This window comes from Collinsella phocaeensis, from assembly GCF_900119895.1.
Classification (GTDB): domain Bacteria; phylum Actinomycetota; class Coriobacteriia; order Coriobacteriales; family Coriobacteriaceae; genus Collinsella; species Collinsella phocaeensis.
The window spans coordinates 1,578,398-1,594,016 of the sequence record NZ_FQLR01000004.1; the positions used below are offsets into that span (position 1 = coordinate 1,578,398).

The 15,619-nt window shown below is 65.3% G+C and carries 7 protein-coding genes and 3 rRNA genes; 3 read left to right on the forward strand and 7 right to left on the reverse strand.

Going from position 1 to position 15,619, the window contains the following annotated elements:
• Window positions 1-97: 97 nt before the first annotated feature.
• Window positions 98-2,233: an LTA synthase family protein gene (locus BQ7355_RS08865; protein WP_159430456.1), complete on the reverse strand. Its 2,136-nt coding sequence runs from the start codon at window positions 2,231-2,233 to the stop codon at window positions 98-100.
• Between the two features lie 196 nt (window positions 2,234-2,429).
• Between BQ7355_RS08865 and BQ7355_RS08870 the strand changes: the two genes are divergently transcribed.
• Genes BQ7355_RS08870 through BQ7355_RS08880 form a run of 3 tightly spaced genes read left to right on the forward strand, consistent with a single transcriptional unit; the run spans window position 2,430 to window position 6,264 of the window.
• Window positions 2,430-3,287 carry an Mrp/NBP35 family ATP-binding protein gene (locus tag BQ7355_RS08870; protein WP_072415847.1) on the forward strand — a complete coding sequence of 286 codons (858 nt, stop codon included), beginning with the start codon at window positions 2,430-2,432 and terminating at the stop codon, window positions 3,285-3,287.
• 26 nt (window positions 3,288-3,313) lie between these two features.
• Window positions 3,314-4,573 (forward strand): NAD(P)/FAD-dependent oxidoreductase, encoded by a 1,260-nt coding sequence (locus BQ7355_RS08875; RefSeq protein ID WP_072415848.1) that lies wholly within the window; start codon window positions 3,314-3,316, stop codon window positions 4,571-4,573.
• A 47-nt stretch (window positions 4,574-4,620) separates the two neighbouring features.
• Complete coding sequence (locus BQ7355_RS08880) at window positions 4,621-6,264, forward strand: NAD(P)/FAD-dependent oxidoreductase (RefSeq protein ID WP_072415849.1); 1,644 nt, start codon at window positions 4,621-4,623, stop codon at window positions 6,262-6,264.
• A gap of 233 nt (window positions 6,265-6,497) precedes the next feature.
• Here the strand turns inward: BQ7355_RS08880 and uvrB are convergent, their stop codons facing one another.
• The 6 genes from uvrB to BQ7355_RS08910 all read right to left on the reverse strand — a co-directional run bounded on the left by uvrB (window position 6,498) and on the right by BQ7355_RS08910 (window position 15,253).
• Window positions 6,498-8,747: an excinuclease ABC subunit UvrB gene (gene uvrB / locus BQ7355_RS08885; protein ID WP_072415850.1), complete on the reverse strand. Its 2,250-nt coding sequence runs from the start codon at window positions 8,745-8,747 to the stop codon at window positions 6,498-6,500.
• A 22-nt stretch (window positions 8,748-8,769) separates the two neighbouring features.
• Complete coding sequence (locus BQ7355_RS08890; RefSeq protein ID WP_072415851.1) at window positions 8,770-9,342, reverse strand: lytic transglycosylase domain-containing protein; 573 nt, start codon at window positions 9,340-9,342, stop codon at window positions 8,770-8,772.
• A gap of 11 nt (window positions 9,343-9,353) precedes the next feature.
• Window positions 9,354-9,989: a dephospho-CoA kinase gene (gene coaE / locus BQ7355_RS08895; RefSeq protein ID WP_072415990.1), complete on the reverse strand. Its 636-nt coding sequence runs from the start codon at window positions 9,987-9,989 to the stop codon at window positions 9,354-9,356.
• Window positions 9,990-10,180: 191 nt separating this feature from the next.
• Window positions 10,181-10,296: ribosomal RNA gene (gene rrf / locus BQ7355_RS08900) — 5S ribosomal RNA — on the reverse strand.
• 144 nt (window positions 10,297-10,440) lie between these two features.
• Window positions 10,441-13,411, reverse strand: a 23S ribosomal RNA gene (locus BQ7355_RS08905).
• Window positions 13,412-13,744: 333 nt separating this feature from the next.
• Window positions 13,745-15,253 (reverse strand): 16S ribosomal RNA (locus BQ7355_RS08910).
• Together the 16S, 23S and 5S rRNA genes form the textbook arrangement of a ribosomal RNA operon.
• Window positions 15,254-15,619 lie beyond the last annotated feature (366 nt).

Here is a 15,619-nt window from a genome sequence, read left to right on the forward strand (position 1 = left end):
AGCCCATATGCAAGGGCGCGCCCCGTCTTGCGGCTTTGCAACCGCAAGACGGGGCGCCTCTAAGGGGTCGACGCGCGGGCGTTCCGGCGAACGCCCGCTACTGCACCCTGCGCATGAAGTTGTAGTACTGGATCCGCTCGAGCTGGCTCAGCGCCTCCGCGAACGGCCCCTCCGACTCGAGCGCGTAGCGCAGGCCGTCCGCCCCGAGATAGCCTACCGCATGAACGGCGGGGACCTGTTCGGACAGGACGATCTGGGCCTTCTGGTACTCGCTCAGCGGAGCGCCGATCAGATGGAGCGTCTGGGCGGCGAGCAGAGCCGGATCGGTCTCGCGCCAGGCGCTCAGCTGGTCGCAACCCGCCACGTCGTAATTCGCCCAAACGATATACGGGGTCTGGTACTGACGCTGCGCATGGACGGCCGGCTCCTCCCCGGGATACAAGGTATCGTTCAGCCCGGTAGAGACGGAAGGCTGGTGATCGCCGAAGTACACGAGCACGACCGGCCTGTCCAGGCTGCGCAGCTGCGCGATGAGGGCCTCAAGGTCGCGGTCGGACGCCTCGATACAGGCAAGGTAGGTGTTGAGCTGCGTGAGCAGGCCTTCGTCCTCGACGCCTGCCGGCATGTACCAGATGACATCCTCCTCCGGCACGGTACCGGCGTCGTATCCGCCATGATTCTGCATGGTCACGTCAAACACGAACTGGGGAGCCTCGTCGGAGGCCAGCACCTCGAGGATCTTGTCGAAGGTCGCGCCGTCGGTCGCGCCGGCGTGATACCCCGGCGCTCCTTCGAAATCATCGATGTCCAAAAACTCCCCGAAGCCCATCTCGCGATAGACCGACGTGCGCTGGTAGTTGACACCGAGCTGCGGGTGCATCGCCGTCGTGCCGTAGCCCAAGCCGTCGAACTGCCCCGCGAGGCTGTCGATATGGCTGAAATCGTACAGCTGGTAGGCGATCTTGTTCGCACCGAGGAAGGCGGTGCTCGTACCGGTGAGGAACTCGAACTCGGTGTTCGCCGTGCCACCGCCCGAGACCGAGACGTCGAGCGCCCCGCGGACGAGGGCGTCCGCCAGGCCGTTGAAGCGCTGCGGCCCCGCATAGCCGGCCTCGCGCACGGCATCGTAGATGGAAAGGTCCGCGAAGCTCTCGTCCATCACCGCGATGACCGTGGGCTTGAGCACTTCGAACTGCGCGGCCGCCTCGAGGCGCTGCGGGGAGGAACCGGCTCCGGCGTCATAGGCGGCAGCGAGGCGGGCGATGTCCGCCGCGGCGCCCTCCTCGGTATACCCTTCCGGCTCGGGCACGGCGAGATCCTGAGCGACCGCGATGAACGCCGGGACGAAGCCACGAGCGCGGTAGGTCGTGATGGGCTGCCAGCGATCGTACGAGAAGCCGAGCCCCTCTTCGATCGACGTCGTCGAGAACGTCGAGGCGAACACCCCGGCGAGCGCAGCCGCAACGATGAGGTTCGCCCCTGCGTTCAGCGCGGCCGAGCGCTTGCCGCCCGCATGGCCGGGCCACACGAACGACAGGGCGCACGCGCATGCGAACGCCGCCATGATCCCGTAGGCGATCTGAGGTGTGAGCACGAAATCATACCCCTCGGCGACCGCCGCAGCCGTGCCGGCGGCGAGCAGATCGCTCGGCAGGAGCGCGGCCCCCTTGAAAAGCACGACGAAATGCTGGGCTATGCCGAAGCCCGCAGCGGCGACGGGAACGAGCCAGAGCAGAAGACCCGTCCGCTGGCCCAGGACGTAGAGGAACGATGCGAGAGCGAGCAGCACGAGGAACGTAGCGTAGAAGCTGCCCACCGGCAGCTCCGCCGCGGTATCGAGCCACACGTAGTCGACGATCCAGGCAGACGCGGCGCACGTCCCGACCACGAGCACGACATCGCGCAGGGCGCGCAACACCTCGGCAGCCGGACGCCACATGCCCTCGAGCCACACGATCATCGGTCTTCGAGCGAAGCTCACCAGCGCGCCCGCGGCGACGACGACGGCGACCGTCCAGCAATCGGACGGCAGCAGGCCTTCGACCGCGCCCTGGGAGCACCAATCTTCGAGCACGGAGAGAACCGCCGCGCCGGCAAGAGAGACGGCCGCCTCGCCGAGGGCGATGCGGCGTTCGCGGACCCACGTCCACCAGACGCCGAAGCCGGCGACACCGCAAAGGACGAGCAGAAGGATCGAGAAGGGCGCGGAGAGCGCCTCGTGGGAAAACTGCATGGATACGGCCATTCGAACAACAATCGGCCCCTGCGCCTGCACGGGCCCCAACGGGTCCCACTAACTTCCCATCTCGACATGGAACCGTCAACAACGTGCGCGAAGACAACATGAGAGCGCGATGCGGCGGGCCGCGGGAAAGGCGGGCGCGCTACAATGGAACCTGTTTGGAACAACCACCGAAAGGATGCGCAATATGGCATGCGAACACGCGGTAGAGGGCGCCCCCAAGGCTCCCGAGCAATTCGATGAGAACAATCTCTCCGAGGTCAAGCACGTTATCGCCGTGCTCTCGGGCAAAGGCGGCGTCGGCAAGTCCCTCGTCACCGCCGCGCTCGCCATCGAGCTGAAGCGCCTCGGCCACTCCGTCGGCGTGCTCGACGCGGACATCACCGGTCCCTCCGCCCCTCGCATCTTCGGCATGGCCGGCAAGCGCGCCCACGGCATCGGCAACCTCCTCCTCCCCGAGATCTCCGAGGGCGGCATCAAGGTCATGTCGAGCAACCTGCTGCTCGCGAACGAGACCGACCCCGTCCTGTGGCGCGGCCCCGTCATCGCGGGGGCAATCCGCCAGTTTTGGAGCGAGACGAGCTGGGGCCCGCTCGACTACCTGCTCGTCGACATGCCCCCGGGCACGGCGGACGTCGCCCTCACCGTGTTCCAGTCCCTGCCCGTCGACGGCATCGTGATCGTCACGAGCCCACAGGACCTCGTCTCGATGATCGTCGCCAAGGCGGTCAACATGGCCGAGAAGATGAATATCCCCGTGCTCGGCGTCGTCGAGAACATGAGCTACATCGAATGCCCGGACTGCGGCAAGAAGATCGAGGTCTTCGGCGAAAGCAAGCTCGAGGACGTCGCGCGCGCCTACGATCTCGAGATCCTCGGCCGCCTTCCGATCGACCCCGCGCTCGCAGCCGCCTGCGACGAGGGCACCCTCGAGACCGCCCTGCCCGCCGGCATGCTCCCCGAGGCCGTCTCCGCCATCTGCGCGACGGCCGCCTACAAGGACGCCAAGGCGGCGCTCGCAGACGACGGCTCCGACACCCAGTAGGCAGCGGAACGATACCGGGAGGCACCATGACCGAACCCTACGACGTCGCCGTGGTCGGCGGCGGCGCGTCCGGGCTCGCCGCTGCGATCGCAGCGGCGCGCGACGGCGCCAGGACCTGCATTGTCGAGCGAGACGTCGCGTGCGGCCTCCCCATACTCGCCACCGGCAACGGTCGGTGCAACCTCTCCAACGAGCGTCTCGACCCTCGGCGCTACCGCCATCCCGACATCGCCCGTCGCGTGATGGGCGATGACCCCGAGGCCGCCGTCTCAAGTCTCTTCGATTCCCTCGGCCTCCTCTCTTCCCCGGTCGAGGGGCGTCTCTACCCGGTCACCCGGCGAGCGGAGTCGGTTCGCGACGTCCTGCTCTCCGGGTGCGCGCGGGCCGAAGTGGACTCGCTCTGCGGCACCGAGGTGCGCTCGGTCTCCTACGCCGACGGAACCTGGACGCTCGAAGTCGATGCGCCGACGCGCTGCGTGCGCGTGGAGGAGACGGGCAAGGCAGCGCTTCGCCGTGCGCGCAAGGCGCTCGCGGCGGCCCCGCGCGATAGCCGCGCCCTCCGGGCGCATGCGGTCGTGCTCGCGCCCGGAGGGGCGTGCGCGAAGACCTGCGCGCTGTTCGCGGTCCCGCATATGGACGAAGAGCCGCTGCTCTGCCCCATCGCATGCGACGGCCCGAGCGGCATGGACCTGGACGCCCTCGACGGCCTGCGCGCCGAGGGCATGCTCACCCTCAAGCGCGGCGGCGCATGCATCGCCTTCGAGGAGGGAGAGGTCCTCTTCAGGCCCTACGGCATCTCGGGCATCGCCGCGTTCAACCTCTCGCGCCGAATCGAACCCGGGGACACCATCGAACTCGACCTGTTCCCCCGCCACAGCGAGCCCGCGCTGCGCAGCCTGCTCGAGCGGCGCATGCAGGCAGTCGGAGCCTTCCCCGGCGACCCCGCATGGTTCGACGGCATGCTCGCCCGCCCCCTTGCCGGAGCCGTATGCGCCTACGCCCGCGCGCTCGGCAACGACCTCGCCGCCGTCGCCTCCGCGCTCCACCGTTTCCCGCTTGCCGTAACGGGCACCGCGGAGCACGCGCAGGCTCAGGTCCGTCGAGGCGGCATCCCCTGGTCCGCCGTCGATACCGAAACGCTTTCCATCACGCGCGAAACGATCGGCCACGGGCTCTACGCATGCGGGGAGGCGCTCGACATGGATGCCGATTGCGGCGGCTACAATCTCGCGTGGGCCTGGATTTCCGGTCTGCGCGCCGGCGCCGCCGCCGCGCAGCTGCGCTAGCGCGCAGACCGCGCCCCTCTGTTCGCATCGCCCCAAGGAGCTGCACCATGCTTGAGATCACCGAGATTCCCTGCGCCCTCGACCAAGGCGCCGACGAGGAGGGCTGCCTCGAGGTCGGCACCCGAGAAGCCTGCAGGCTTCTCGGGATCCAGCGATCCGACGTCCTCCGCGCCTCCCTGCACCGCAAGTCCATCGACGCGCGCAAGAGGCGCGACGTCCGCTTCACCCTGAGCATCCGTCTCGAGCTCGCCGGCGACCTCGACGAAGCGACAGCGCTCGAGCGCCTTGACGAGCGCACCCGTCGGCGAGTCCGCGCCGTCGATGCGGACGAGCCCGCCTTCCCCAAGCCGCTCGGGCGCGCAGGGACCCCTCACGCCCGGCCCGTCGTCGTCGGAGCCGGCTGCGCCGGCCTTTTCGCCGCGCTCACGCTCGCCGAGGCCGGACTCGAACCGCTCCTCATCGAGCGCGGAGAGGATGCAGGTCGGCGCAGCGAGGCGGTGACGCGCTTCGAGGCGACCGGGGAGCTTGACCCGGAATCGAATATCCAGTTCGGGCTCGGAGGCGCAGGGACGTTTTCCGACGGCAAGCTCAACACCGGCACGAAAAACCCTGCGCATCGGCTCATCCTGCAGACCCTCGTCGACGCCGGCGCCCCGCGCGAGATTCTTTGGGACGCCAAGCCGCATATCGGGTCGGACGTCCTTCCTCGAGTCGTCACCTCGCTCGTCGAGCGCATCCGCGCCCTGGGCGGCGAGGTCCTTTTCGAGACCCGCCTGGTGGACATCGAGCGCGATGCGGCGGGCGGCATCCGGGGCATCGCCTGGGAACGCGGGGGGCGCGAGGAGCGCATCGCCTGCGACCGGCTGATCCTATCTTGCGGGCACTCCGCGCGCGACGTCTTCGAGCTGCTCGCCCGCCGAGGTTTCTCCCTCTCGCGCAAAACGTTCGCCATGGGCGTTCGCATCGAGCATCTCCAGGCGGATATCGACCGAGCGCAATACGGGCCCTCCGCGGGACACCCCGCGCTCGGCGCGGCTCCCTATAGCCTCGTCGCCCACTTCTCCGGCGGGCGCAGTGTCTTCAGTTTCTGCATGTGCCCCGGCGGCCAGGTCGTCGCGGCGGCCTCCGAGCGCGGCGGCGTGGTCACCAACGGAGCCAGCCTCCATGCGCGCGCGGGAGTCAACGCCAACTCGGCTTTGCTCGTCAACGTGACGCCCGGGGACCTCCCCGGCGACGACCCGCTTGCCGGCATCGCCTTGCAGCGCAGCTGCGAACGGATGGCCTTCGATTTGGGAGGCGGGACCTACCGTGCGCCCGCCCAGCTTCTCGGTGATTACCTCGTCGGCATCCCCAGCGCCCGCGGCGGGTCCGTGACCCCCACCTATCCGATCGGCGTCGCCTGGGGCTCCATCTCGCCTGCGCTCCCCGCCCACGTCGATGCGACGCTGCGCGAGGGCATCCCGCTCCTCGCCCGCAAACTCAAGGGCTTCGATAGGCACGATGCGGTCCTCACGGGCGTCGAGAGCCGATCGAGCTCCCCCGTCACGGTGCTGCGCGGCCGCGACTGCGTCGCAGAGGGCGCGCCCGGCCTCTATCCTTGCGGAGAGGGCGCCGGATATGCAGGGGGGATCATGAGCGCCGCCACCGACGGCATACGGTGCGCACAGGCGCTTATCGCCCATGTTGGCTAAGCGACGGATTGCGCAACGAGCCGCACGCCTCCAGTCCCCGGGCGCCGATCGCCGCCTCGAGCGCCGATCGATGATCGGGCCGCCCCGGTTCTCAACTGAACTGCACCCCGAATCTTGGACACAGGAAACCAAGATTCGGGGTGCAGTTCAAACCATGAAAACCGGGGCTTCTTCCTGGCCGTACGTCCGCGCTTTATGGCGCACGGGCGACCTCATGCGCGCCCCGGCGGCAATCAACGCCTCTTGCCGAACCTCGCCCCCGTGCGCTTCCTTCCCCCGCCGAATGCGGAGCCCTTGCGCGCATCGCGCCGCAAGCGCTCGATGACCTCATCCTCGCTCGCATCCTCCACTTGCGCTTTAAGATGAACCAGCGCATCGCGCAGGCGCGCCGCCTCCTCGAAGTCCATCGCCTCCGACGCGCTCCGCATGTCGTCCTCCATCTGGTCGATGACGCGGGCGAGCTCGTCGGCGGGCAGCGACGAGAGTTCCTCGGCCAGCAGCTGGCCGGTCGAGGCGACGACCCCGGGAGCCGCATCCGCCGCCTCGCCCGCCGGGGTGAAGAACTCGCCGTGGCCCAGGGTGTCCCCGCGGCTGCGTCCCTTCTTGCCGACCGTCTCGGCAGCCTCCGAGATGAAGCTCGAGATATCGTTGATGGCCTTGTGCACCGTCCTAGGCTGAATCCCATGCGCCTCGTTGAACGCCATTTGGATGGCTCGGCGCCGCATCGTCTCGTCTATCGCCTCGCGCATCGAATCCGTGACGGTGTCCGCGTACATCACGACTTCACCCTCGGCATTGCGCGCGGCGCGGCCTATCGTCTGGATAAGCGATCGGCGGTTGCGCAAGAATCCCTCTTTATCCGCATCCAAGATGGCGACCAGGGACACCTCGGGCAGATCGAGCCCCTCTCGCAGCAGATTGATGCCCACGAGCACGTCGATCTTGCCCTGTCTCAAGTCTCGGAGGATCTCGACGCGGTCGAGCGTCGCGGTATCCGAATGCATGTAGTTGACCTTGACTCCCGCATCGAGCAGGTAGTCCGTGAGGTCCTCCGCCATCCGCTTGGTGAGCGTGGTGACCAGTACGCGCTCGTGCCGCGCCGTCCTGACGCGGATCTCGTCGAGCAGGTCATCGATCTGGCCGCGCACCGGGCGCACGTCGATCTTCGGATCGAGCAGACCCGTGGGTCGGATGATCTGCTCGACGTTGTTCTGGCTCACCCTCAGCTCGTAATCGCCCGGAGTGGCGCTGACGTAGATGAACTGCGGAATCCGCGCTTCGAATTCATCGAACCTCAACGGCCTGTTATCAAGCGCCGAGGGAAGGCGGAAGCCGTGCTCAACCAGGGTGACCTTGCGCGACCGGTCGCCTTCGTGCATGCCGCGAATCTGAGGCACCGTAACATGGCTCTCATCGATGATGCAAAGCATGTCCTTCGGAAAGTAATCGATAAGCGTGAACGGGGGTTCGCCAGGCTTGCGACCATCGAGGTGCCGGGAATAGTTCTCGATACCCGTACAGAACCCCATCGTCTCCAGCATCTCAAGGTCGTAATCCGTGCGCTGCTGCAGGCGCTGCGCCTCGAGCAACTTGTCCGCCGCCTTCAGCTCGGAGACGCGCTGCTCGCATTCCTCCTCGATGGACCTCAGCGCGGCGGTCACCTTCGGTTTCTCGGTCACATAATGGGAGGCGGGCCACACGGGGATGGCATCGTATTCGCGCAGCAGCTCGCCGGTGACCTCGTCGATCTCCGCGATGAGCTCGACCTCGTCTCCGAAAAACTCGAACCGCAGCGGATGCTCGGCATAGGGCGGATACACGTCCACGACATCACCGCGCACCCTGAAGCACCCGCGCGATAGATCGTAATCGTTGCGGTCGTACTGGATATCGATGAGGGCATGGATGAACTCGTCGCGCTCCAAAGGGTTCTTCTTGTCGACATTCGGCGCCAATCCCGCATAGTCCTCGGGAGAGCCTATGCCGTAGATGCAGGAGACGGATGCGACCACGATTACGTCGCGGCGCGAGAGCAGCGACGCGGTCGCTTGATGGCGCAGCATCTCCACTTCCTCGTTGATGGAGGAATCCTTCTCGATGTAGGTATCGCTCTGCGGCACGTAGGCTTCGGGCTGATAGTAGTCGTAATAGGAGACGAAGTAGACCACCGCGTTATGCGGAAAGAACTCCTTCAGCTCGCTCGCAAGCTGAGCGGCGAGCGTCTTGTTGGGAGCCATCACGAGCGTGGGCTTGCCGAGCGCCTCGATGGTCTTAGCCATCGTGAACGTCTTGCCAGATCCCGTCACGCCCAGAAGAACCTGAAATCGGTCGCCCTGCTCAACGCCTTTGACCAATGAGGCGATTGCTTCGGGCTGATCGCCCGAGGGCTCGAAAGGAGATACGACCTCGAATCGGGCATCCTCGCCGGAAATCCCAAAACGGCGCAGCTCGCCCCCGACGCGCTCGACCTCGAAATCAGCCATGGTACCAACCTTTCAAGAACGATCAGGAAAAGCTGTCAGGATACAGCTCCTGATAGCGGGAACGCGCCGTCGTCACGCGCACGAGGTACGCCTGGGTCTCGGGAAACGTTATCGCATTATGCAGATGCGTCTCTTCCTGAGCCCAGTCATCGACATTGCCCATGCCAGCATTGTAGGCAGCGATGGCCTTGTCGACCGACCCATTGAAATAGTCCAGAAGGTACGCCAGGTACCCGCAACCTAACTCGATGTTCGTCTGCGGATCGTCAAGTGCCGCCGCCGACCATGTCTCCGGATCGACAAGACCGCGCGCAATGACATCTTGTGCGGTCTCGGGCATGAGCTGCATAAGGCCATAGGCGCCTTGAGACGATTCGGCGTTCGCGTCCCAGCCCGATTCGGTCTCGATCACCGCAGCTACCAGGTATGGATCGAGTCCATGGCGCTTCGAGGATGCAAGTATCTCGGATTCATAGCGAAGCGGATACAAAAGCTTGAAGAGAGGAGCCGGCGCATAGGCATACGCGAAGGAAACCGTACCGCACACGGCGACGAGCAGAAGCGGGATGAGACGGTACCATCGGAGAAATCGCATACTCGACCCTCTCATGCAGACGCACCCGCAGCTCCGCAAAGCAAGCCGCGCGCTTGCAGCCAGCTGGTGAGCTGTCGCTCGAGATCATCTTTCGTACCGGTATTTTCGATGACGGTGTCCGCAAGAGCGCAAACACTCGATTCATCCAACTGGAACTCGGATCTCCTTAAAAACTCATCGCGATCCATTCCGCGCTGAACAGCGCGTTCACAACGAGACTCGAGAGGGGCGGTAACAGCAAGCACCTCATCAGCAAGCGCAAATGCCTCAGTACAGGCAGCAGGAACCGATATCTCAACGCACGTCAGCTCATATTGCGGCACCAATACGGAACAGCACTGCGCGGGAAGCAAGCGCAGGGCCAATTGATCCAAGACGGCGGGGTGAACGATCGCGTTGAGCGTAGCGACCAAATCGGGTGACGAGAATGCGCGCGAAGATAGTGCGGCCGCATCGATGCTGCCCTCATCATCAAGGATTTCGAAACCGAACGCTTGACAGAGCTCATCCACGATAGGGGATCCCGGCACATAGAGACTCTTTGCAAGCTCGTCCAAATCAATGCGATGCGCACCTTTAGATTCAAGAACATGCGAGGCATACGATTTGCCCGACGCCATATTTCCAATAATGAATACGGTGAACATATGACCCATCTCAATACAAGAAGCTGCGATTCCTCTCGAATCGCGATGAAGCCATTGTAGCGACTCCAGAATGAGCCGTCCCGCTTGCAGAAAAGAAACAACCAATGCGTATCACGCTAAATGTCTCTTTAAACGCGAAGAGGCCCCCGCGGTCTCCCGCGGGGGCCTCCCCGACCGAAACGCCGTCCACCGGTCAGCGGCGCCCTGCTCTCCCACGGGCTTGCCCCGCAGTACCATCGGCGCGGTGCGGCTTAGCTTCCGGGTTCGGAATGGGACCGGGCGTGCCCCGCACGCTGTGGCCGCTGACCGGTGGGCGGCGTTCCGCCCACCCGGGGGTGCCCGCGTGCCCTGAGGGCCGCACAGCGGAGACGGACCGGACGGTTCGACCGGGCGCAAGCCGAAGCGGCGATGCCCGCGCGCGGGAGCGCGCCGGACGCCCCGCCGCTCGATGCGGGGTAAGAGCTCGGGCGATTAGTACGGCTCGGCTGAGGGGCTCGCGCCCCTTGCACCTGCCGCCTATCGAACCGGTGGTCTACCGGTGCCCTTACCGAAAGGAGAACTGATCTCGGGAACGGCTTCCCGCTTAGATGCCTTCAGCGGTTATCCGCGCCGGACGCGGCTACCCGGCAGTGCCGTTGGTCGACAACCGGTTCACCGGAGGTCCGTCCACCCCGGTCCTCTCGTACTAGGGGCAGCCTCCCTCGATTCTCCTGCGCCCACGGAGGATAGGGACCGAACTGTCTCACGACGTTCTGAACCCAGCTCGCGTACCGCTTTAAACGGCGAACAGCCGTACCCTTGGGACCTGCTCCAGCCCCAGGATGCGATGAGCCGACATCGAGGTGCCAAACCTTGCCGTCGATGTGGACTCTTGGGCAAGATCAGCCTGTTATCCCCGGAGTACCTTTTATCCGTTGAGCGACGGCCCACCCACTCGGGGCCGCCGGATCACTAGAGCCTGCTTTCGCACCTGCTCGGCTCGTGGGCCTCGCAGTCAAGCCCGCTTGTACTCTTGCATTCAAAAGGACGGTTGCCGACCGTCCCGAGCGGACCTTCGCGCGCCTCCGTTACCCTTTAGGAGGCGACCGCCCCAGTCAAACTACCCGCCTGGCACGGTCCCCGAGCCGGATGACGGCCTCGGGTTAGGACGCCGGATGCGCGGGGGCAGTATTCCAAGGTCGGCTCCGCCCGGGCTGGCGCCCGGGCTTCGCAGCCTCCTGCCTATCCTCTACGCGCGCACCCTGCGGCCAATGCCAAGCTGCAGTGAAGGTTCACGGGGTCTTTCCGTCCTTCCGCGGGTAAGTCGCATCTTCACGACTAGTGCAATTTCACCGGGTCCATGGTCGAGACAGCGCCCAAGTCGTTGCGCCTTTCGTGCAGGTCGGAACTTACCCGACAAGGAATTTCGCTACCTTAGGACCGTTATAGTTACGGCCGCCGTTTACCGGGGCTTGGCTTCGGGGCTTCGCCTTGCGGCTGACCCCTCCGCGTGACCTTCCGGCACCGGGCAGGCGTCAGACCCTATACGTCGCCTTGCGGCTTCTGCAGAGTCCTGTGTTTTTGGTAAACAGTCGCTTGGGCCTCTTCACTGCGGCCCCCCTCCGCTCCCGGAGCGAGTCCGTTCACGTACGCGGGGGCACCCCTTCTCCCGAAGTTACGGGGCCATTGTGCCGAGTTCCTTGACCATGGTTGACCCGATCGCCTCGGTATGTTCTACCCACCCACCTGTGTCGGTTTGCGGTACGGGCGGAGACGCCCCTGCCTAGGGGTTTTTCTGGGGACCTCGGGCTCACTCGCTTCGCTCAGTCGCTTCGTCCGGAGCCTCGCCCTCGCGCGGACCGGATTTCCCTGGTCCGCGGGCCGCGCTCCATCACGGGGACGTCCAGAACCCCGCCGAGCCACCCCAATCCGTCGCCCCGTCGGTCGTGACGGCGCGTCTCCGGTGCAGGAATGTCAACCTGCTGCGCGTCGGCTACGCCTCCCGGCCTCGCCTTAGCCCCCGACTGACCCTGGGGGGATTAGCCTCGCCCAGGAAACCTCGGGTTTACGGCGGACGAGTTACGCTCTCGTCTCTCGCTACTCATGCCAGCATTCTCGCTCCCCAGCAGTCCACCGTCGGTGACCCTCCGGCTTCGCCCCGCTGGGGACGCTCCCCTACCGATGACAATCGTCATCCCGCCGCTTCGGTACCACGCTTAGCCCCGTGTATTGTCGGCGCGCGCCCACTCGACCAGTGAGCTGTTACGCACTCTTTGAAGGGGTGGCTGCTTCTAAGCCAACCTCCTGGTTGTCTGCGCGAGCGCACATCCTTTGCCACTCGGCGTGGATTTGGGGACCTTAGCGGGCGGTCTGGGCTGTTTCCCTCTCGAGCACACAGCTTAGCCCACATGCTCTGACTGCCGGACTGTGGGCCCCTGGCATTCGGAGTTCGGTTCGAGTCGGTAGGCGGCGAAGCCCCCTCATCGATCCGGTGCTCTACCTCCAGGGGTGAACGTCCGACGCTAGCCCTAAAGCTATTTCGGGGAGAACGAGATATCTCCGGGTTTGATAGGCCTTTCACCCCTATCCCCAGGTCATCGGAGCACTTTTCAACGTACTGCCGTTCGGCCCTCCACGGGGTCTTACCCCCGCTTCAGCCTGCCCAGGGATAGCTCACCCGGCTTCGCGTCTGCGGCCGCCGACTGGGACGCCCTGTTGAGACTCGCTTTCGCTTCGGCTCGCTTCCCAGCTTAACCTCGCCGGCGGCCAGCAACTCGCTGGCTCATTCTACAAAAGGCACGCCGTCACGGCGCGATGGCCGCTCCGACTGCTCGCGGGCGCACGGTTTCAGGTACTGTTTCACTCCCCTCCCGGGGTGCTTTTCACCTTTCCCTCACGGTACTTGTGCGCTATCGGTCACATGGGAGTATTCAGGCTTGGATGGTGGTCCACCCAGGTTCGGACCGGGTTTCACGTGCCCGGCCCTACTCAGGAGCCCCCTTCGGGGCCCGCGGGAGGGTGCGCCTACGTGGCTCTAACACTGTGCCGCCGGCCTTCCCATGCCGTTCGGCTCCCCTCCGCGGGTCCCCGCCGGGAGCGCCAGCTCCCGGGCGGGGGGCCCTGCAACCCCGGCGGCGGTATAGGCTGGCGCCCGCCCGCTCGCCGGTTTGGCCATAGGTCCCCTTTCGCTCGCCGCTACTCGGGGAATCTCGAGGTTGATTTCTTCTCCTCCGGGTACTTAGATGTTTCAGTTCCCCGGGTTGTCCTCCCCCAAGGTATGCGTTCCCAAGGGGGATGCATGCACCGCTGCATGCGGGTTCGCCCATTCGGAGACCCCGGGATCGTCGGGCGTGTGCCCCTACCCCGGGATTATCGCAGCTTGCCGCGTCCTTCATCGGCTCCATGTGCCAAGGCATCCGCCGTGCGCCCTGCATATCTTGGCCCCGCTCGCGCGGGGCGCCTGGCGTATTTCAATCCGCTCTCGTTCATCGGGTATCGCATACCGCTCCCGCGGGCCCGTGGCCCGCGGGGCGATCTGATGCTTTGACTTACGTCTATTCGTTATCGTTCGCAGAATCGAAGATATCTTTCTCTCTTCTATCGGAATTGAGAATCGATCGAATCATTGTATGATCCGTCTCGCTATGCGGCTCTCAAGGTACGCGGGGCGACCCCGGGGACCGGACGCTGCGGGGGATGGCCGGGAAGGCAGGGCCGGAACGGACGTCCGCGCCGCCCAAGGTCTGTGTCTTCCGAGCGAGAAAATGTCTCCCTAGAAAGGAGGTGATCCAGCCGCACGTTCCCGTACGGCTACCTTGTTACGACTTCACCCCCCTCACCCTCCACACCTTCGACGCCTCCCTCCCGCAAGGGGTTGGGCCGGCGGCTTCGGGTGCAGACGACTCGGGTGGTGTGACGGGCGGTGTGTACAAGGCCCGGGAACGCATTCACCGCGGCATGCTGATCCGCGATTACTAGCAACTCCGACTTCATGGGGGCGGGTTGCAGCCCCCAATCCGAACTGGGGCCGGCTTTCAGGGATCCGCTTCCAGTCGCCTGGTCGCATCCCGCTGTACCGGCCATTGTAGCACGTGTGCAGCCCAGGGCATAAGGGGCATGATGACTTGACGTCGTCCCCGCCCTCCTCCGGCTTGACGCCGGCGGTCCCGCATGGGTGCCCAGCTCTACCTGCTGGCAACATGCGGCGGGGGTTGCGCTCGTTGCGGGACTTAACCCAACATCTCACGACACGAGCTGACGACAGCCATGCACCACCTGTGCGCGCTCCTCTCGGCCACGGGGTCTCCCCCGCTTCACGCGCATGTCAAGCCCTGGTAAGGTTCTTCGCGTTGCTTCGAATTAAGCCACATGCTCCGCTGCTTGTGCGGGCCCCCGTCAATTCCTTTGAGTTTTAGCCTTGCGGCCGTACTCCCCAGGCGGGACGCTTAATGCGTTGGCTGCGGCACGGAGGGCATGTCCCCCCACACCTAGCGTCCATCGTTTACGGCTGGGACTACCAGGGTATCTAATCCTGTTCGCTCCCCCAGCTTTCGCGCCTCAGCGTCGGTCTCGGCCCAGAGGGCCGCCTTCGCCACCGGTGTTCCACCCGATATCTGCGCATTCCACCGCTACACCGGGTGTTCCACCCTCCCCTACCGGACCCAAGCCCGGCGGTTCAGGGGGCGGGACGGGGTTGAGCCCCGCCATTTGACCCCCTGCCTGCCGGGCCGCCTACGCGCGCTTTACGCCCAATGAATCCGGATAACGCTCGCCCCCTACGTATTACCGCGGCTGCTGGCACGTAGTTAGCCGGGGCTTCTTCTGCAGGTACAGTCTTGTCTCTTCCCTGCTGAAAGCGGTTTACGACCCGAAGGCCTCCATCCCGCACGCGGCGTCGCTGCGTCAGGGTTGCCCCCATTGCGCAAGATTCCCCACTGCTGCCTCCCGTAGGAGTCTGGGCCGTGTCTCAGTCCCAATCTGGCCGGTCGGTCTCTCAACCCGGCTACCCGTTGTCGGCACGGTGGGCCGTCACCCCGCCGTCTACCTGATGGGCCGCGGAGCCATCCCCTCCCTCCGGAGATTTGCCCGGCGGGCCATGCGGCCCGTCGGGGTCATCGGGTTTTACCCGCGGTTTCCCGCGGCTATCCCCGAGGAGGGGGCAGGTTCTCCACGTGTTACTCAGCCGTTCGCCACTCGCTTCCCTCCGAGGAGGGGTGCCGTTCGACTTGCATGTGTTAGGCGCGCCGCCAGCGTTCATCCTGAGCCAGGATCGAACTCTCCGTCCAAAAAATGCTTTTGGGCGCGAAAGCCCGTCCGGCCAGCGAATCGCTGATCGGATCCATCGTTTCTCTTAGGCGTGATTCGATTTTCTCGTCCTGATATTCGGAAAGGATCGACGGGCCCTCGCCCCGTTGGGGGCGGGAACCTTATCGTGTCTCTCGTACATCACTGACTTTCGTCTCACAAAAGAAGATGGTGTCTGATTCCTGTCTTCTCGGTGCGCACCCTCATGGGTGCGCTCCCTCGCAGTATCCGGTTCTCAAGGTGCCCGCCGCGGCCCGCCCTCGGGGCGCCGCGCGGCAAGGAGATATATTGCCAGACCGCGGGCGGGCCGGGGGCGGGGATCCGGGCCTCCACGGGATGCACACATT